This is a genomic window from Polynucleobacter sp. GWA2_45_21 (genome assembly GCF_001830325.1).
Classification (GTDB): Bacteria; Pseudomonadota; Gammaproteobacteria; order Burkholderiales; family Burkholderiaceae; genus Polynucleobacter.
The window spans coordinates 58,277-77,283 of the sequence record NZ_MHZG01000003.1 but is presented as its reverse complement, the minus strand read 5'-3'; the positions used below and the strand labels follow the sequence as shown (position 1 = coordinate 77,283).

General features: G+C 45.2%; 23 protein-coding genes. 9 read left to right on the top strand and 14 right to left on the bottom strand.

Annotation, left to right across the window (positions count from 1 at the left end; all coding sequences use genetic code 11):
- Positions 1-20: 20 nt before the first annotated feature.
- Positions 21-1,004, bottom strand: a complete 984-nt coding sequence (locus A2X74_RS05845) for a lytic transglycosylase domain-containing protein (protein ID WP_293624381.1) — start codon at positions 1,002-1,004, stop codon at positions 21-23.
- Between the two features lie 520 nt (positions 1,005-1,524).
- Here A2X74_RS05845 and A2X74_RS05840 point away from each other — a divergent pair.
- Positions 1,525-2,544 carry a DNA/RNA non-specific endonuclease gene (locus tag A2X74_RS05840; RefSeq protein WP_293624379.1) on the top strand — a complete coding sequence of 340 codons (1,020 nt, stop codon included), beginning with the start codon at positions 1,525-1,527 and terminating at the stop codon, positions 2,542-2,544.
- A 2-nt stretch (positions 2,545-2,546) separates the two neighbouring features.
- Here the strand turns inward: A2X74_RS05840 and A2X74_RS05835 are convergent, their stop codons facing one another.
- Positions 2,547-2,789 (bottom strand): DUF3820 family protein, encoded by a 243-nt coding sequence (locus A2X74_RS05835; RefSeq protein ID WP_114652078.1) that lies wholly within the window; start codon positions 2,787-2,789, stop codon positions 2,547-2,549.
- 146 nt (positions 2,790-2,935) lie between these two features.
- Here A2X74_RS05835 and A2X74_RS05830 point away from each other — a divergent pair, with 146 nt between their 5' ends.
- From A2X74_RS05830 to A2X74_RS05815, 4 genes are read left to right on the top strand one after another with little or no spacing between them, the layout of a single operon-like run.
- Complete coding sequence (locus A2X74_RS05830; protein WP_293624377.1) at positions 2,936-3,850, top strand: DUF6662 family protein; 915 nt, start codon at positions 2,936-2,938, stop codon at positions 3,848-3,850.
- 10 nt (positions 3,851-3,860) lie between these two features.
- Positions 3,861-4,415, top strand: a complete 555-nt coding sequence (locus A2X74_RS05825; RefSeq protein WP_293624375.1) for an FMN-binding protein — start codon at positions 3,861-3,863, stop codon at positions 4,413-4,415.
- Positions 4,412-5,239: an FAD:protein FMN transferase gene (locus A2X74_RS05820; protein WP_293624373.1), complete on the top strand. Its 828-nt coding sequence runs from the start codon at positions 4,412-4,414 to the stop codon at positions 5,237-5,239. Before A2X74_RS05825 ends, A2X74_RS05820 begins: the two co-directional genes overlap by 4 nt.
- On the top strand, positions 5,236-5,661 hold the full coding sequence (locus A2X74_RS05815; protein ID WP_293624371.1) for a hypothetical protein: 426 nt from the start codon (positions 5,236-5,238) through the stop codon (positions 5,659-5,661). Before A2X74_RS05820 ends, A2X74_RS05815 begins: the two co-directional genes overlap by 4 nt.
- 59 nt (positions 5,662-5,720) lie before the next feature.
- Here the strand turns inward: A2X74_RS05815 and A2X74_RS05810 are convergent, their stop codons facing one another.
- Genes A2X74_RS05810 through A2X74_RS05800 form a run of 3 tightly spaced genes read right to left on the bottom strand, consistent with a single transcriptional unit; the run spans position 5,721 to position 7,177 of the window.
- Entirely contained in the window at positions 5,721-5,933 is a 213-nt protein-coding gene (locus A2X74_RS05810; RefSeq protein ID WP_293624369.1) for a DUF2892 domain-containing protein, read from the bottom strand.
- A 40-nt stretch (positions 5,934-5,973) separates the two neighbouring features.
- On the bottom strand, positions 5,974-6,285 hold the full coding sequence (locus tag A2X74_RS05805; RefSeq protein ID WP_293624467.1) for a metalloregulator ArsR/SmtB family transcription factor: 312 nt from the start codon (positions 6,283-6,285) through the stop codon (positions 5,974-5,976).
- 19 nt (positions 6,286-6,304) lie between these two features.
- A complete protein-coding gene (locus A2X74_RS05800) occupies positions 6,305-7,177 on the bottom strand; it encodes an MBL fold metallo-hydrolase (protein ID WP_293624367.1) in 873 nt (290 codons plus the stop codon).
- Between the two features lie 65 nt (positions 7,178-7,242).
- Between A2X74_RS05800 and A2X74_RS05795 the strand changes: the two genes are divergently transcribed.
- The gene (locus tag A2X74_RS05795) at positions 7,243-8,082 is read left to right on the top strand and encodes a sulfite exporter TauE/SafE family protein (RefSeq protein WP_293624365.1); all 840 of its coding nucleotides are present in this window, start codon (positions 7,243-7,245) and stop codon (positions 8,080-8,082) included.
- Between the two features lie 60 nt (positions 8,083-8,142).
- Positions 8,143-8,640, top strand: a complete 498-nt coding sequence (locus tag A2X74_RS05790; RefSeq protein ID WP_293624363.1) for a hypothetical protein — start codon at positions 8,143-8,145, stop codon at positions 8,638-8,640.
- Positions 8,641-8,711: 71 nt separating this feature from the next.
- Here the strand turns inward: A2X74_RS05790 and A2X74_RS05785 are convergent, their stop codons facing one another.
- The 9 genes from A2X74_RS05785 to A2X74_RS05745 form a co-directional block, all read right to left on the bottom strand.
- On the bottom strand, positions 8,712-8,882 hold the full coding sequence (locus A2X74_RS05785) for a hypothetical protein (RefSeq protein ID WP_162785842.1): 171 nt from the start codon (positions 8,880-8,882) through the stop codon (positions 8,712-8,714).
- Between the two features lie 15 nt (positions 8,883-8,897).
- The gene (locus A2X74_RS05780; protein WP_293624357.1) at positions 8,898-10,244 is read right to left on the bottom strand and encodes an amidase; all 1,347 of its coding nucleotides are present in this window, start codon (positions 10,242-10,244) and stop codon (positions 8,898-8,900) included.
- Between the two features lie 6 nt (positions 10,245-10,250).
- A complete protein-coding gene (locus A2X74_RS05775) occupies positions 10,251-11,663 on the bottom strand; it encodes a TRAP transporter large permease subunit (RefSeq protein ID WP_293624355.1) in 1,413 nt (470 codons plus the stop codon).
- Positions 11,663-12,241: a TRAP transporter small permease subunit gene (locus A2X74_RS05770; protein ID WP_293624353.1), complete on the bottom strand. Its 579-nt coding sequence runs from the start codon at positions 12,239-12,241 to the stop codon at positions 11,663-11,665. Before A2X74_RS05770 ends, A2X74_RS05775 begins: the two co-directional genes overlap by 1 nt.
- Positions 12,242-12,380: 139 nt before the next feature.
- Positions 12,381-13,550: a TRAP transporter substrate-binding protein gene (locus A2X74_RS05765; protein WP_215302609.1), complete on the bottom strand. Its 1,170-nt coding sequence runs from the start codon at positions 13,548-13,550 to the stop codon at positions 12,381-12,383.
- Positions 13,551-13,794: 244 nt separating this feature from the next.
- The gene (locus A2X74_RS05760) at positions 13,795-14,682 is read right to left on the bottom strand and encodes an AEC family transporter (protein ID WP_293624349.1); all 888 of its coding nucleotides are present in this window, start codon (positions 14,680-14,682) and stop codon (positions 13,795-13,797) included.
- Positions 14,683-14,699: 17 nt separating this feature from the next.
- Positions 14,700-15,614, bottom strand: a complete 915-nt coding sequence (locus A2X74_RS05755) for a 2-dehydropantoate 2-reductase (RefSeq protein ID WP_293624347.1) — start codon at positions 15,612-15,614, stop codon at positions 14,700-14,702.
- Complete coding sequence (locus A2X74_RS05750; protein WP_293624345.1) at positions 15,611-16,552, bottom strand: EamA family transporter; 942 nt, start codon at positions 16,550-16,552, stop codon at positions 15,611-15,613. Before A2X74_RS05750 ends, A2X74_RS05755 begins: the two co-directional genes overlap by 4 nt.
- The gene (locus A2X74_RS05745) at positions 16,545-18,179 is read right to left on the bottom strand and encodes a GMC family oxidoreductase N-terminal domain-containing protein (protein WP_293624343.1); all 1,635 of its coding nucleotides are present in this window, start codon (positions 18,177-18,179) and stop codon (positions 16,545-16,547) included. Before A2X74_RS05745 ends, A2X74_RS05750 begins: the two co-directional genes overlap by 8 nt.
- A 114-nt stretch (positions 18,180-18,293) precedes the next feature.
- Here A2X74_RS05745 and A2X74_RS05740 point away from each other — a divergent pair, with 114 nt between their 5' ends.
- Positions 18,294-18,596, top strand: a complete 303-nt coding sequence (locus tag A2X74_RS05740) for a type II toxin-antitoxin system RelE/ParE family toxin (RefSeq protein WP_293624341.1) — start codon at positions 18,294-18,296, stop codon at positions 18,594-18,596.
- 40 nt (positions 18,597-18,636) lie between these two features.
- On the top strand, positions 18,637-18,954 hold the full coding sequence (locus tag A2X74_RS05735) for a helix-turn-helix domain-containing protein (protein ID WP_293624339.1): 318 nt from the start codon (positions 18,637-18,639) through the stop codon (positions 18,952-18,954).
- Positions 18,955-19,007 lie beyond the last annotated feature (53 nt).

Here is a 19,007-nt window from a genome sequence, read left to right as displayed (position 1 = left end):
CCAAAGAAAAACTCGATGGTCTAGGAGCGCAAATCTTTACCATTCAAAGTTAATTTACTTTGCGTGGTTGGTTGGCACAAACCAATCAAACGATTTCTCTCAGCCATGACTTTATCGGTATAGCCGCCATCATGCTCTGCATTTGCCGCACCAACATAGTATTTCAAGCCATTACGCAATGAGCCACTAGTCGCTATCAAATACTTCAAGATATAAGCACCTATCCGAATATTCACTTCTGGCTTAACTGCTTCACTTGCCCCACCATACAGGGCATATTTATCTTGGTGAATTGCGGTCATCACCTGCATCAAGCCTTCAGCACCTGCATGACTTTTGCTGAGTGGGTTGAAGTTGGATTCCACGGAGATCACGGCAAGCAATAGGACTGGATCAATATTGACTTCTTTTGCAATCAATACCGCGTTAGATACATACTCTTCAATCTTGGCGCGATCTAGCCTGTATTTCTTCTCAAAGAAGTCAGCTACTGCGCGTTGATTTTGAATCGACGTCATTAATTTGGAATCAAGTGCCTGTGGATCTATTTTTGAAACTGGAATGCGATCCGATAAGTGGGAGATTGGCTTCACCTGTGCATGAGCTACTGATGGCATCAGGAGGGCTACTGTTTGCTGTCTAGCACTGGTCAGACCGACATGAGAGTCGGTTGAAGCCTTGCCATAAATCACATTGGCGATTTCTTTATCGGCCAGGGCCTTTGCAGTCTCATCTTGATACTGATCACCCACGCCAAAACCGTTTTGCCAAACCATCTGACGAGCTTCATCTGGAACCAAGATACGAGCCAAATCAAATGCACCCGCTTGAGTGCCATTGCCGGAGAGCCAGAGCCCCACGATCATGAAAACCGTCACGATCAATAAACCATTGAACACCCGAGAGACGGGTGAAAGTGCATGAGTCAACAACTGAAAAGCCTTACCGCCTTCTGGCTGGGCTAGTTGTAAGTCACTCGAATCTGCAGAAAAACATTTAATCATTCATGGTCTTGCACCACACCTAAAATCAACCTTCTGATTTATGTTGCAATGCAATAAGTAAAAAACATGAGCCATCCTAAGAAGGTTCTTATATCAAGTCAAGAATAAAGAAAGGTATTTCAATAACTTATAGGTCTTGAAATAAGCCTCCCCTATAGTCAGCTCCTGATTTTTAATATTTTATTGTTTAAATTCAATAACTTATAAAAGTTAGTGTGTACTTATTTCATATCATAAGAAAGTGCCGAAAATCCAAGTTTTTTACTCTTTCAGAGCTTCTGCAAGAGCTGCAAACCCATACATCTAGTATTTGCAGCACCTTTATTTTCTACAGGTAGTGTTATCTGAATCATTGAATCAAACTGCAGATCCATTGACCTTCATGCTTTACAAGCCCTTCGATAGTTGAGGCCTTGGGCTCTAAAACCCTGATCAGTACTAGCTCTAGAGCTAATCCGATCACACAATAGGCGCAATACTTTAAGCGCCTGATGACGAACACTCATTACACTGAGATGCAATGAATTTCCTAGTAAAACTTTTCGTATTGAGCTCGCTTTGGCTGCCACTAAGCGCATCCGCCCTCTTCGATCAATGCAAAGATCTTTTCCCATCCCAGCAAATACCCAGCACTTCCCAGGTAGGGCGAGACCTTTGCTTTGATGATTTTGCAATCTATTACTCCCCTGCGGATAAAAAGCCCATCTATACCGTCGAAAAGTTAAATGGTGAGCAACTTCAAGCGCCTCGCCCCCGGCGCACCAATCAGTTTTACGAAGAAGCTAGACTGCCTATCAATGAACGCGCCCTACTGGCCGACTATCGGGGCAGTGGCTATGACCGGGGACACAACGTACCGGCTGGTGATATGACGCGCGAACGAGGGATGGCACAGTCATTTTCCCTGGCAAATATGATGCCGCAGGCTAGGCAAAATAATCAAGGCATCTGGGCAAAGCGGGTCGAAGAGCCTACCCGGATGTATATCAAGCGGGCGCAAGGTGATGTCTATGTCTTTACCGGCTCAACCGGTCATGCCGGCAGCATTGGTAAAAGTAAGGTCACCATTCCAAGTCATCTCTATAAACTGGTCTATGACCCCAGTAAAAAATTGGCTTGGGCTTATTGGGTTGAAAATACTGATGCAGCTCAAATGCATCCACCAATCTCTTATGCCGAACTGATTCAGAAAACTGGTATCGACTTTCATTTGCCTGTAGAAAATAGTGAAAACAAGCCTCTTGCGCAAGTTGATAAAGGCGCAACTGATTCTAGACAAGCACTGGGTGGCTGGTATCCGATCTTTTTTGATCAATACTCACCCGAAAAGATTTCAGCAATTATCTCCAATATCAAGGCGGGAAGGGTTGCCAGCATAGAGCTGCAATATGACCGCAATCTCCAGTTGGCTCAGAGTCTGGCACAGGAGATTGAGGCGCAAACTCACATGCAGGTCAGGCTCTCGCAAAGCAGTCCACCCGATTCACCCAATGTGAGCTACGAACGCAATCGTGTCGTGGCGATAGTGCACTCAAAGTAAGTCTACTGTTCGCGAGTGCGAGCAGAAATTCCATGAGCCCTCTGAATCGGGGCTAACAAACCTCTCAAGCCATTGTGATCCAGGGTGTGCATTAGCTCCAGCAACTGACCAAGCTCGCCCTGAGGAAAACCTTCGCGCGCAAACCACGCCAAATAATTTCCAGGCAAGTCTGCAAGCGCGCGGCCAGCATGCTTGCCAAAAGGCATCTTCATCGTGACCAGCTTCACTAGGGCTTCTGAATCCATAGCCCTGATCTTACAAGCCCCAGCAAGTTCTCAGTCAAATCTCAACACCAAGCTAAACAGGGTCATTTTCTCAATTGAGAATTATTCTCATTTACTGTATATTGAGAATCATTCTCAATAACTTTCATTCACCAACTACCATCACCATGAAACTGACCATCAAAAGACTCGTAGCCTTCAGCATCCTATTAGCCACCGCCTTGCACTTCTCATTCGCCAATGCGGGCGAAGGTGCGTTTGGGTGGATTTACACCCTCGATCTCCAGCCAAAAGGAAAGCTCGAGTTTGAGCAGCGCTTACAACTCAATAAACAGCAAGCTGCAGGTACCTACGATGCCTGGACTGCTAGAACTGAGCTTGAATATGGCGTAACTAATGATTTGCAAATCGCTGGCTACATCAACTCTTATTACACCAGTGCAAATCAAAATTACACCAACCCTGAGGCTTGTGGTGATGCCGCAAGTTGCACAGGTGGATATGGAGTGCCATCTAGCCATGATCCCGCTACCCCCTATAGAAAAAGTGGTATTGAGGGCGGCTCCTTAGAGGCCATTTATCGACTCACCAATCCAGTGACATCTCCTGTTGGAGTGGGACTATATCTAGAGCCCACCTGGGGTAGAAACAAAGATGAAATTGAGGCTCGGCTGTTATTGCAATCCAATTTTATTGATGATCGCCTAGTCTTAGCGGGCAACGTAGTAGTAGCAAATGAGCGTTTGAAATTTATAGAGAACGGGAACGTTCCCGAATCTATGCTCGATTTTCTTGTAGGGGCTAGTTACCGATTTGCACCCAAATGGTCTGCCGGTGTTGAAGCGCGCTTTCACAATGACTACTCAGAATTGAATTTACGAAATCAAGTACAGCGAGCAACCTTTGTTGGACCAAACATGCACTACGCCGCAAAAGACTGGTGGGTTACTGGCGCATGGCGCTATCAGTTAAAGGGTGGGAATTGCATGGGTGGCGGAGAAGCAGAATGCTCCAATGCCCGAGTTTGGGATAGCCACTCTGTTAATGAATTCATTGTCAAAGTTGGATTTCCTTTGAACTAAGGAAGAGAGCATGAACTGGAAAGCTAACCCCCTACTCATCATTGGCCTTGTTGCAGTAACAACACCGATAGTTGCACATGCCAAGATTTATGTATCCATTGAGCAAGCCCAAAAGATACTCGCACCAAATAAGCCTCTAGCGAAAAATCCCATCATCATCACCGATGAGTTACAAGACAAAATGCGTGCCGCTTCAAGCATTCGCCACCCCTTTCAAGGTGATCGCATTTGGAAGGTGTCTGATGGAAGTTGGTTCATCGTAGATGAGGTGGTTGGCAAACATGAAATGATTACCTATGCAGTGGCACTCAGCCCATCAGGCGCGGTGACTGGAATCGAGGTTCTGGAATATGTTGAATCCTATGGCTACGAAGTGGCAGAAGACCAGTGGCGGCAACAATTTATTGGCAAAACGGCTGCGGACCCCATTAAGCTGAACAAGGATATCCAAAACATCGGTGGCGCCACCCTTTCTTGTAAACATCTGACTGATGGCGTCAAGCGGGTTGCCGTCTTATACGACATCGCCTTAAAACATCAAACCTCAATTCCAAAAGCAAAATGATTCGCTGCAAGCCGCTTTTAGGTACCTTCGTAGAAATCAGAATTGAGGATGAATTGCAATCTTCGAAAGTACTTAACGAAGCCTTCCTAGCCATTGAGCAAGTGCAATCCTTAATGGGCTTTCATAATCCTGAGAGCGAGCTTTCTCAAGTAAATGCCAGCTCATATTTAGAGCCTCTTCAAATCCACCCCTGGACTGCTGAGGTGCTTTCGATTGCCAAAGACATTTTCCAACTATCAAATGGCCTATTTAATTGCGGAGTTGGGCACCTATTAGTAGAGGCAGACCTACTTCCCAAGCATGTCTGCTTGGGTGCTCATGCATTTGGAGGCATTGAAGATGTCCTATTTCTCGAGCCAAACTTGGTGTACTCCACGGTCCCACTCTGCCTTGATCTTGGGGGGATTGCTAAAGGCTATGCTGTGGACAGGGCAGTGGAGATCTTATTAGCTGGCGGTATCCAATCAGGATCCGTTAATGCTGGTGGGGATTTACGAGTTTTTGGCGATTGCAGTCAAGACATTCACATTCGTAATCCAGCAAATCCCCATGAACTCATACAGATTGGCAACATCAGGAAGGGTGCGATCGCAACTAGCAGCCTCTATTTTTCAAAGCGCGATGCTGATGCCAAAAGCTATATGGTCAATCCCTTCAATCAAGAGCATCTTGAATTTTCAGAGTCTTACTCAGTGATCGCAAATCAATGTGTCTACGCAGATGCCTTAACCAAGGTAGTAAGCATTTCTGGGGATACCCAACACCCCTGCTTGAGTCATTTTTCTGCCCAAGCTATCAAAATCCCCAACGCCCTTGCCTCATGAAAAATTCCAGTCGCCTTGGCAAAATGCCGGCCTGGCAAAGATATTTTGTACTGATTGCGATGTTGAGTTGCTCCCTTACTGGCACAGCCTATTTAATTGGCCACGAATTTCATATTGAACGCGCTGTATTGGGTGCCCACTCCGTATTAATGTGGCACGGCATTGCTGCTATGGTGGCCACGATGGCACTGGGCTCCATTTTCCCATTTCACCTGAAGGCAGGCCTCAAGTCCAGGCGAAAGTTGTGGAGTGGCCTTAGCCAATTAGCCTTTTTAAGTGCTTTATTACTAACGGGGGTCTTGTTGTATTACGGGCCAGAAGTAATTCGAGATGCTATCATCACAAGCCACTGGGTGATTGGCATTGCCTTCTTTGCCATATTTTTACTGCATGGGGTTTTTACCAAAAAGTGTGAGCGCTAGATGGCAATAAGGCGCATTGAGTGTTATTTCTCAATACGCCTTAATCAAACTAAAGAAACTTAATTACAGCAAGAATCTTTTCCAGATGAAGTTCCGCAAGAATTGATTCTCAATAATGGATAGGCTGGGCAGAAACGGAAAATTCCAGTAGCTAAAGGAATTAGCCCAAGCCAGCCCCACCAACCTACAATACCGTTGGCTGCAAGCGCAACAAGCACAATGCCTACTGAGATTCTTAAGATACGATCGATACCGCCGACGTTACATTTCATATTGAACTCCCTTTAAAAACAATTAAATGATTCCTGGCAATTACTTCTTACAGTAATGCTTGTAGAGCAAACTCATGACTGCTACAGCAACCTGGCTTGATAGGGAGTAGTAAATTTGCTTACCATCTCTACGTGTTTTGACCAGCTTTTCTTTACGTAACACAGTGAGCTGTTGCGAGAGCGTGGGTTGATGTAAATCTAAGGCAGTCTCTAGCTCACTAACGCATTTTTCCGCTTGGCCGATTTCGCATAAGAGCATCATGCGATCTCGGTTAGATAAGACCTTCATCAGCCTGCAAGCATCATCTGCAGATGACTGCATCTTCTTTAATTCGGCTTTCGAGATAGGCATATTCATCGTCATATTCCAATCAGAGTGCATTCAATGGAATTTTGAGATAAGCAACGCCATTGCTATCCGCTTCAGGAAAATGGCCAGCTCGAATATTGACCTGAATAGAAGGCAATATTAATGTTGGCATATCTAGGGTTTTATCTCGTGCGGTACGCATCGCCACGAATTGCTCCTCAGTTACACCATCATGCACATGAATATTGTTTGCCTTCTCATCAGCGACAGTGGTAACACCAGTCGCAGGTCTGTTATTTGGTGGATAGTCATGGCACATATATAGCTTTGTCTCGCCAGGACAGGACAAGATCTTCTGAATCGAGCGATACAGCGTCTTTGCATCACCGCCTGGGAAATCACAACGGGCTGTGCCGACATCCGGCATAAATAAGGTATCACCTACAAAGATCGCATCACCGATTTCATAAGCCATGCAAGCTGGGGTGTGGCCTGGTACAAAAAGGGCTTTTAAAGACAGGTTTCCAAAAGGGAGTGACTCGCCCTCTTTGAGCAATTGATCGAACTGAGTGCCATCCACTTTAAAGTGCTCATCTAAATTGAAAACCCCTTTAAATACCTTCTGTACATGAGCAATGTGATCGCCGATAACCAATTTGCCACCTAAGTGACTTTGCAAGTAGAGGGCAGCGGTTAAATGGTCTGCATGGGCATGGGTCTCCAGAATCCAAGTGACTTGGAGCTGATGCGCCTTCACGAAGGCAATGACTTCATCAGCAGACTTAGTGGTGGTTCTGCCTGATTTAGGGTCATAGTTCATGACTGAATCAATAATGACGCAAGGACTGCCTTCACCCTCATAAACTACATAGGTATAGGTCCAAGTTTCTGGGTCGAAAAAGTCCTTAATGAGTGGCCTATGTTTTGAGTTCACGATATTTTCCTGTCGAATAAATATAATATATATTTATATACTATATTAATATAAAATAAATTGCAATGGACTACGCAAACCTCATCAGCCCAGCGCTAGGCATCCTAGTGGGCATCCTTATGGGCCTGACCGGCGCTGGGGGTGGTATCTTGTCTGTCCCACTCCTGGTCTTCTTTTTGGGATTACCCATTGCTGAAGCAGCCCCTATTGCACTGTGCGCCGTAGCTCTTGCCTCTAGCATTGGAGCCATCTTGGGTCTCAAAAACAAGATCTTGCGCTACAAAGCAGCTGGGTTTATGGCGATTTTTGGTTTGGCACTTTCGCCATTGGGCCTTTGGCTCGCACCCCAAATTCCTAATGCGCCCCTGCAGATCCTATTTAGCCTAATTCTCTTGTATGTTGCCATTCGCTTACTGAGCCAAGCTCGCAATGAACTGAAAGGCATTTCTGAGCCCAATCGTAAACCTCCACCTTGTTTAATTCATCCAGAGATCGGAAAACTTCAGTGGACTATGCCTTGCGCCCGCGCACTCACGCTCTCCGGCAGTCTTGCAGGTTTTTTATCCGGCCTATTAGGGGTTGGTGGTGGCTTCATTATTGTTCCAGCCCTGAAACGTTACACAGACCTACCCGTGAAGTCCATCGTAGCAACCTCGCTTGGAGTGCTCGCGATTGTCACTGGTGGTGGCGCTATATTCTCCGCCGCTTCCGGCAACCTTAATCTCATCGTTGCTGCACCATTCTCTCTAGCTGCGCTAGTTGGCTTATTACTTGGACAACTCTTAGGCAAAAAAATGAGCGGCCCCAATGTCCAACTCATCTTTGCTGTTTTTACCCTATTGATAGCAATCAGCTTATTAATTAAGGGTGCACTTAATACACATCTTGATGTTTTCTTAAAATAAATGAAGCGGCCGCTAGCCTCTCTTCTGATTCTCTTTCTCGTACTACTGGGAGCCCTATTTATGACCGTTAAACCAAGTTCATTTTTAACTAGCTCAGTGAGCGCTATTTCAGGGACTGTCAGCAATCTGAGTAAAGGGCTCTTGGAATACGTTAATCCTGAAAAACCAACCCACGATCATTCCTCTGTGTATTACCAGCGTTTTTATATATCAAGCTTTAATTTAGGCGATCAAGCTATTCAAGCAAAGTTCTCTTCGCCAATGAAGATTGGCGATGGCGATAGCGTGACAGTTTCGGGGTATCCGACAAATACGGCATTTCAAGTTCTGGCGTACCGCAACCAGACCCAAGAAGTTACAGGCGCAGAGAACTGGGTCATGTTGGTACTGGGTGCACTATTCTTTTTAGCAGTGGCAATAGGGCTACTGAATTCAGAATTAGTGAGCGAAGGCGCCTTAATACCAAAACTATTCTTATCGGGATTTGTACTTGTTGCCATCTATATGGCTTATCGTGCGCTCCTCATTCGGGAGGCTATTGGGCTACTACAGCCCTAGGTCAGGAATCACAAACTGCTTGTACTTTCGGCTTATCTGCCTCCAGCACAAGCAGGAAAACTTATAACTGATTAATGCTGGTCTTTGCTATCTTTGTAAGAAAGATAGAAGTCATACACCGCCAAACCAATACCAAAGGTGAGCAATAGCAATAAATCAAATTGCTTAAGCTTGAGGATGTAGGCTAAAAAGAAAAATAGCAATAAACCTAATGCTAATAAAGGTGGGAATAATTTTTTCATATTCAATAGTTCCAGTTATTGATTGAAGTGATTTAAAAACCAACGCGCCGTCCTTAAGAGACGAGCATCGTCGAATTGTTTACCAGTCAGCTGAACTCCCAAAGGAAGTCCTTTGCTTGATTGCAAAATCGGTAGGCTAATCGTCGGCATACCAGTAACAGCCCAAAGAGAATTTGCCAAACTACTAGGTCTTGCAGTTTCAGATTTCAATGGTGCAAAGCCTAAGCTTGAAGGCGTCAAAATACAGTCAAAGCGATCAAAGAATTCATCAAAACTACTCGATACCATTTCAATGGCATTCAGAGCTCGGAGATACTCTTGAGCGGTGATCTTCGAGCCCGCCTTGATCATGTCAGCAATTCTCTTAGGAGGCTTTTTAGAGATTTGACGCTCTTGTGTTTCTAAGGCTTGAGTGAACTCCGCCTGCGCAATAAGTTCATGCCACTCTTTTGACTGAATCGTAGACTCCGGCAAATCAATAATTGTGATTTGATCGGCAAGTTCTTCAAGTAAAGCCTCGATCGCTTCTTTTGCCTCGGGATCCATATCAACCCAGTCTGGCGTTTTCAAGAAAACAAAGTTGGGCTTAAAAGGAATCTCTTCTTTGCAAATTGCCAAGAGCGGTCTTGGGAGTACGCCTTTAGTATCTGGATCTTGCTCATCAGAACCCAAGACAATCTCAGCTAGTAGAGCGGCATCCTCTACAGTCTTACTAAAGATGCCAACTTGCTCGAGTGACTTGGAGGCACGAAAGATTCCCGATTGAGAGATCAAGCGACTGCTAGGCTTAAATCCCACTACACCACAATAAGACGCAGACTCTGCAATCGATCCTAGAGATTGCGTACCCACTGCAACAGGCACGATACCGCTAGCGACTAAAGCAGCTGCAGCGCCAGCAGCCAAACCAACCTGTCGTTCGAGGTCCAATGGATTGCAAACTTCGGGGGCTTGACCTAAATTAAATTCGGCAACCTTCGCTTTACAAAAAGTAATAGCGCCATCATCTCTTAAGCGTTTTACAAGAGAAGCATCCCAACGAGGATGACGCCCCTCTAATAAAGGTGATCCGATAGTGGAGAACATATCAATGGAATCAATGTTGTCACTCAGTGCAACCGGAACACCTTCAAGCCTAGCCGAGTGATTTAAGCCACGTGCGTGACCATCATCAACTAAGGCCGCTTGTCGCAAAATGGCTTTGGGATGAAAAAAAGCGAGCGCAGTAATTTTTTCATCGATTCCCTTTGCCTGTTGGCAAAACAAATCGGTGAGCTCAACACAGCTAGATGACCCAGTCGAGATAAGCTCTCGAATTTTGGGGACATCCAACTGGTTTAAGGTAATCACTGCGTCACTCATCTCTTATTACTTACTCATTAAGAATTCAGGGTTCACTGCGCTAGGATCATTTGGATCATAGGGAGCAGATACATCCTCATTGCTATAGAGCATGTCTGGCAACCAATTGACCAATGCTGGCTGCGCATATACCAGGATTAAGGTGACCAATACCATTCCCAGGAATGGGAAACATCCCTTGAAAATCGTCCACAAAGCCAACTCTGGCGGCGCCACACCTTTGAGGTAGTAGGCCGACATGGCCATGGGCGGCGTCAAGAAAGAGGTCTGCAAGTTTACGGCGATCAAAATACCAAACAGCAATGGATCGACATTAAAGTGCGCCAAAAGTGGCAAGAAGATCGGAACGAAAATAATGATGATCTCACTCCACTCTAGTGGCCAGCCCAAGACGAAGATGATTAACTGAGCAATGATGAGGAACTGAACAGTATTTAAATCCATTGACATCATGAAATCTTTGATGATGTGCTCGCCACCGAGATAAGAGAACACGGATGAGAATGTCCATGAACCTACGAACAAGTAACACACCATCGCCGAGGTCTTCGCAGTCAAGTAAACAGACTCACGTAGACGTTGCCATGTAAATGCCTTGTAGGCTACTGCCAACATTGTTCCGCCCAGTGCGCCCATTGCCGCTGCTTCGCTCGGTGTTGCCAAACCAAACAAAATGGAACCTAGAACTGCCAAAATCAATAAGGCCAATGGGAAAAATGCGGTTACCAGTAATTTAAAGCCATCCCAAAAACCGACGTTATCCACATCTTTTGGCTTAGGCGCTAATGATGGGTTGATCACGACGCGCACAATGACATACACCAAATATAAGCCTGCCAATAAGAAGCCAGGAACCATAGCGGCAGCGTAGAGCTTCACCACAGATACACCAGCAGTTGCGGCATACACAATCAACATGATTGATGGTGGAATCAAAATACCCAATGTACCGCCGGCAGTAATAACACCCGCTGCCAACTTTTGGTCGTAACCCGCTTTAAGCATTGACGGCAAAGCTAGTAAGCCCATCAAAGTCACGACCGCACCCACAATACCGGTAGCAGTAGCAAACAATGCGCAGGTAATCAAGGCAGCAACTGCCATTGATCCAGGCACGTGCCTTAAGGCAGTTTGCAAGCTCAAAAAGAGTCGGTCCAAAATATTGGCACGCTCAATGATGTAACCCATGAATAAGAACAGGGGTATCGATATCAAGACATCGTTATTCATCACACTAAATGTGTTTTGCACAAATAGATAGAAGATGCGGTTATCTAAAAATGAGAGGACTGGATCGTAATAGGCGTAAAAACCAAAACCGATACCCATTGCCATCAAAGTGAAGGCAATTGGAAATCCCAGAAAAATAAAGACAATAAATAAGCCCAACATAAAGAGGGCGATGACTGGATCACTCATTATGTGCTTTCCACTTTAGTTGAATGGGTTTCAATAAGAACTTCTTCGAGTTCTTTGACATCTTGATCTCTAAAAGGCCAGCTGCCAGTTTTAATGCAGATGAGGCAACGACATACTTCAGCTGTTCCAGCCATAAATAGACCTAAACCTGCAAAGAAGATGATCATCTTGAGTGGCCAAACAGGCACTCCAACCGGACTATTAACACTAACCTCACGAATCATCATGGCATCAAAACCATAGCGACCGCCAATCACAATCAGAGCCAAAATGCCAGGGAAGTAGAACAAGAAATACAAGACAAGATCAACCTTGGCTTGTGTAGTCTCTTTCCAGGTGCGATATAAAAAATCGCCACGGACCATGGCGGCCTTGGATAATGTGTATGGTCCTGCCATCATGAATAATGCGCCGTAGAACATATAGCTCATATCAAATGCCCAATCCGTTGGATTATTGAGCACATAGCGCATAAACACTTCGTAACAGGTTCCCAGGGTCAACAGGACTACCGTCCATCCAAAGGCATGGCCTATGGATTTCGAGAGGCCATCAACCCACTTGATATAACCCAGCATTGCTTTCTCCTCAGTACGCTTTTAGCGCTTCTGTTTTTTGTACTAATACCTCTAATACTGATAAATATTAGAGGTATTGTTCGTTACTGCAAAAAAGGCCGCTAATAAAGCGGCCTTTCTTTATTACTAGATCAGCATTTTATACTGGAAGCTTAGTTTTGAATACATACTCGTAAGCTGCCTTGTAGTCTGCGTCATTCAAGAAGCCATAGTAAGCAACGCGCTTAGCCCAGGCCAATTGAGAATCTGCACACTTCTTGAAGAATGGGTCTTCTGCATTCAATTTAGCAGTCAACTCAGCCCAAGCCTTGAGCTGTGCTTCCATAATGGATTTTGGTGTACGTGTAACTTTCACCTTGTCCTTAGTGATCAGCTCTTGCAAGTCCTTAGAGTAGTAATCCTGAGCCATCCAAGTATTTGAAGATGAAGCTGCTTCAGCTGCGTACTTGAGGATTGCTTTATTTTCAGGAGACAAAGAATCGTACTTAGTCTTGTTGAAAATGATTTCAAAGAATTCCATCGCTTGGTGGAAAGAACCCATCACATAGTTCTTGGCCACGTCTTGAGCACCGAAACGACGGTCAGAAGTTGGGTTGTTGAACTCAAATGCGTCAATCACACCGCGCTCCATCGCTGGAACAATCTCGCCACCTGGCAACTGAGTTACTTTCATACCCATGCTTTGCATCAAGTCAGCTGCAAGGCCCACGGTACGATATTTGTAACCAACGAGCTCTTGAGCATTCTTTGGTGGAGTCTTTTTAAACCAGCCTAATGGCTGAGTTGGCATTGGGAACGCAAAGAAACCTTTGATGTTCAGGTTCAACTTTTGGAGCAACTCTTGATAGAGCTGATCGCCACCGCCACGCTGAATCCAACCGAGTGTCTGCTCAGCATTAGCACCTGTAATTGGGCCAGAGCCAAACAATGAGGCTACTTTAGACTTACCGTACCAGTAAACCGCAACTTGGTGGCCACCGTCTAGAACACCCTTACTAACCGCGTCAGTCACTTCGAATGGCTTAACTACTGAACCGCCAACAAGGTAATCAATCTTGAGCTTACCGCCAGACATTTCGTTTACTTTTTTGACATAGTCTTCAGCCATTTCGTTGAAGACGTCTTTTGCACCCCAAGCACCTTGCATTTTCAATACAACAGGAGCTTGAGCTACAGAAATCATTGGGAAGCCAGCCAGTGGAACAGCTACAGCAGCAGCACCTGCTTTGCTGAAAAACTTTCTACGGGATTGACTTGTGTTTTCTTCTTGAACAACTACTGGGGCTGCATCTTTGGCAGTAATAGACATCGAATATCTCCAATTCTTTTTTTATTAATCGGCATAACAACAACACGATCGTATTCCTCCCTACAAGTATCTCAATTGGGGTTTACGCTAATTTCTCCATGAAAATGGTTCACCCTAAAACCCTCCTTCAGACCAAGGCATTTACTTCAAGGGTTTGCTGGCCCTGGTTAGCTCTGGAGCTAGCAGATGGAGCGCCTCAAGCTACCTTAACCACTTTAATAATGGGTTTAATCCCAGCTGGTGCTTAGGGCGTGCCGGTATAAATCGCCAGCCAAATCACTATAGGTAAATAGATCACCGACAGTAGATGCCCCACCATGACAATTGAGGCTACTTTTTGGGGTTCTTGATTATGGCGATCGGCCAAGATGTAATTAAATACCGCTGGGGGCAAGCCAGCAAAAATGATCAGCGCACCCTTCTGAATGGACTCCAAAGGCAATGCCCATATCACTAAATAGGCCACCAGCAGGCGCAAAAAAATAGATAGCGCAGTCGCAACAACCCCAGCTTTGACATGCTCGATTTTCCCTTCGGCTAGGCGAGTCCCCAGTGAGATCAACATCAAGGGAATCAAAATAGTACTGACCATAGTGACCGAGGTATCCAACCAGTCCGGCAAAGTCATCTGAAAGTGACCAAACCACAGTCCCAGACCCATCGACCATACCAAGGGGCTGGCGTAAATACTTTTGGCATCCATCTTGCCGGTCATCACTGCCGAGCCTAGCGAGAAAATTAAAATATTGGAGAGCACCATCAGCAAGACCGACGGAGCTAAACCGTCCGGCCCAAATGCAAGTACCGTGAGCGGAATACCAATTGGGCCAACATTGGTAAACATGATGGATGGCAATAAGGCTTTAGCTCCCGTGCCGGAATATTTGGCAAAAGGCAAAGCCAATAGACCTGAAAAAACGACTATCAATACTGCCGCCAATACCAAATAGCCAGCGCTTGTGAAATCCAGTGGCTTAGCTGAGAGAGATACAAAAATAAAACACGGCAAAGCTAAATCAATAATGGTGTGATTGGCACCACTCATATCGGGTTTTTTATAGCGAGCGTATACAAAACCCGCAAACACAATCGCAAAGATTGGCAGGGTAATGCCCAGAATACGCAGGATCATGAGCAAATACTCATTGATTAAGCATTACGACGTTGAATCACTTCAATATGGGTATAGGCCATCTTGATTAAATCGCAGTCTAATTGCTTTGCCTGTGCCTTATTGATCATCTCGAGCAAAATATGCCCATGCTCTGTTTTATTGCCAGCGTTTAAATCTCTTAACATCGATGCAGTCATTGGCGATCCGCTTGCCGTAAGCATCTCAATCGATTTAGTTTGCACGCCAGCTGCAATCGCAAATCCATGTGCCTCTGCAATGGCACAGCATTCTTGATACATCGTGCGGGTTAAGCTATCACCATAGGGGGTAGTAACAATCTCACCAATAGAGCCATTACATAAGGTGGTCATTCCCGCTAAAGTACTCAGAAAGGTCCATTTATCCCATAGGGCTTGTTCGATGTTCTCGCTGTAAACCGCATTAAAGTCCGTCTTTTGGCACAACTCATAAAATGCTTTTGCTAGCGCCTCTTGACTTGGTGTGCGCGCACCGACGGTCAGAACATGCAAATCCGTTAATTGCTTTACTGCGCCTGTATCAGTAATCGTGGCAGCAATATGCGCAATACCACCCAACACACGGTCGCGACCAAAGCGTTCATCCAATTGCTCAATATGCGCTAAGCCATTGAGGAAAGGCAATATCAGGCCTTGGGTAGAAGCACCAGCAATTGATTGCAAAGAGTCTTCAAGATCAAAAGCTTTTGGCGCCAAGATAATCAGGTCGTAAATAGGCTTTAATTCTTGGGCGGTGACAGTTTGAGGATGTACCGTATAACTACCCTTTGGTGTCTCAACGACTAAGCCATGCTGATCAATGAGTGCTTTGCGCTTTTCACGCAATAAGTAAGTAACATCCGCACCCGCTTGCATTAATTTTGATCCGTAAAATCCACCAATGCCACCCGCGCCCACAATTAATATCTTCATGATTTCCTCAAAGAATGTTTTGTGAACGATAAACCATAAATCGTCCCTAGGTAGCCGACCATCACCAAGGCCGCAGCTAAAAACTTCCACCCAGGCAGCGACTCTCCTAAGAAAATCGCTGTCGCCCCCATACCAAAGATAGGCACCAGTAAAGGAGCTGGAGCCACTAGAGCAGCAGGGTGCTTGGATAAAAGCCAAGCCCAGGCAGCATAGCCAAATAAAGTATTGGCCCAAGATTGCCAAAAGACACCAACCCAAGCACCCCAAGGTGCCAACTCTAATGTCGAGATTAAGTGGGTATAGCCGCCCTCAAAATACAAAGACAGCCCCAACAGCGGCGGAATAGAAAATGCACTAGCCCAAACAACATAGGCAAACATATTGATAGCGCCCGCTTGTCGGCTCACGGTATTACCTGCCCCCCAGGCACAGCCCGCACAGATGACTAATCCGATTCCGAGCAAACTGGTTTGATTGTCAATATGACTTGCAATCACCAAGAGGCCGATCATCGCAATTCCAATGGAGATGGCTTGATGCCAGTAAAGCCGCTCTTTAGCAAAGATCATCGCAAAGCCAATAGTGAAAAACACTTGGGTTTGCACTACCAATGAAGCCAAGCCTGGCGTGATGTGGCCATTGATCGCATAAAACAAGATGCCAAATTGCCCCACTCCAATAAAGATTCCATACATTGCCAAGTTGAGCCAAGAGACATTTGGCCGTTTGACAAAAAAGATCGCAGGCAATAGAGCAAAAACATAGCGCAGTGTTGCAAACAAAAATGGCGGAAATGCATCGAGTGATTTTTTGATCACCACAAAATTAGTGCCCCAAATGGCCACAATAGCTAGCGCCAACAGAAGATGACTAAGGGGTAATCGATCGGGTAGCTGATCAGACAGCCGAATAGACGGTTGATTATCTGAGTTACTCACCGCAGAGCAATTCTGTTGCGCGCTGCGCAATCATCATGGTTGGCGCTGCTGTATTGCCAGAGGTAATCGTGGGCATTGCCGAGGCATCCACTACTCGCAAATTACTTACTCCCCTTACCCGCAACTCTGAATCGAGTACTGCCATAGGGTCATCATCACGCCCCATCTTGCAGGTACCTACCGGATGAAAAATTGTTGTCCCAATATCACCTGCCGCTCGCACCAGCTCTTCATCTGATTGATAGGCCTTACCGGGTTTGTACTCCTCTGGCATATAGGACCTTAAAGCAGGACTTTGCACTATCTTGCGAGTGAGACGCAATGCATCTATCGCCACTTGGCGATCAGCATCGGTAGATAAATAGTTGGGAGCAATCACCGGTGGTGCATGGGGGTCCTTTGAATCAATATGCACGCTACCACGCGACGTAGGGCGCAAATTACAGACACTGGCCGTAATGGCATCAAAGGTATGCAGATCCTCACCAAACTTCTCTAAAGATAAGGGTTGCACGTGATACTCCACATTAGGCGAAGTGTGCTCTGAAGAGCTGTAGGCAAAAGCACCTAACTGTGATGGCGCCATCGACAACGGTCCACTGCGCTTGAAAACATACTCCAAACCAATTAATAACTTACCCAATAATGAATTAGCCTTAGTGTTTAGAGTCTGAATGCCCTTGACCTTGTAAATCATGCGTAACTGCAAATGGTCTTGTAAGTTCTCACCGACGCCTGGCAAATCAGCAATCACATTAATACCTAAGCGATTGAGATGAGCTGCACCACCAATGCCTGAGCGCTCTAAAATTTGGACACTCCCAATAGAACCCGCACTCAGAATCACTTCACCTGGCTTACCTGCATCTGCAGATTGGCAGTGAGCCTCGCACATTTTTCCATCTTTGATGTATTGCACACCAAAGCAATTTTTACTCACCGGATCAATCAAGAGCTTATTCACAACAGCTTTGGTAATAACCGTAAGATTAGGCCTATTAGTAGCCTCACGTAAGAATGCTTTAGCAGTATTTAAGCGCCAACCTTTACGTTGACTGACATCAAAATACCCTACCCCAAAGTTATCGCCTCGATTGAAATCCTCTGATTCTGGAATACCTGCTTCAATAGCAGCTTGCTTAAAGACATCCATAATGGGCCAGCGTAAGCGTTGCCGAGATACTGTCCACTCTCCGCCTTTGCTATGCCATTGATTGGAATTACCGTGATAGTCCTCAAAAGACTTATAACGACGCAAAGCATTTTCCCAAGCCCAAGCATCATCACCCGTTGCGCGCACCCATGTGTCATAGTCACCAACTTGACCACGCATATAAATCATGCCGTTAATGGAAGAGCATCCACCTAAGACTTTGCCACGGGGGTAAATCAATGAGCGGCCATTTAAGCCTTTTTCTGCAGCAGTCTTAAAACGCCAATCGGCCCTGGGGTTATCAATGCAGTACAAGTAACCCACTGGAATATGAATCCAAATATAGTTGTCATGTGACCCCGCTTCAAGTAATAGCACCCGCTTGGCGGGATTCTCGGTCAGGCGCTTGGCCAGCATGCAGCCCGCACTACCTGCGCCAATGATGATGAAGTCGTAAGAGCCTACTTGAGTCATAACCTAATCTGGATGAATTGCTTTAACTCCATTATTTATCAATACAAAAATTCAGGTATTTCTTGGTATTTTTATTGATTTGTTATAGAATCAATTTTGATCTAATATTAGATCATGAGAACCACCTTTAAAAAAGCATTTGCTCAATTTGTAAAAAAGGCTTCGAAGCCGTTGCAATTAGAGATTGAAATGAGAGTAGCGGAAGTTTGCAATAACCCAAGAATAGGCCAGCAAAAGCTGGGAGATCTCCAAGGGGTATTAGTTCATAAGTTTCGATTTAATACGCAAGAATATTTAATGGCTTACAAGTTAGATCATCTTGCAAGTGGACTCGAAATAACTTGGATTGAATTTAGCCAAATTGGGCCTCATGAAAATTTTTACAGGCAACTAAAAAGATCGATTGGATTTAAATGAAAAACCCTATTTGCTTCAATAAAGAAAGTGAGGTCAATACATGACTCAATACATGACCGCAGAGGATCTATTTGCTCACGTACAAAAAATGCCTTCAAAAGAACGTATTAAATTTTTTTCTTTGGTTGCAATTAATGCATTCCAAGATACTGAATATACGCATGAGCAAGTATTTGGACATCTCAGAAATGCGCACTTTTCAGCACAAGAAGCTGCAGAGTTTTTAGAGATCTCCATTCCTACTTTACGCAGGTATGTTCATGCTGGCAGATTAAAACCGGCTTCAATCCTAGGCAGAAGTCAGCTTTTCTCCAGCACCGATCTGAAATTACTCAAACAACAATTGAGCAAACAATAAACGCAGGATCACGAAAGGTCCTTGAAACTCCATTACCCGTCTAAAATAGACCC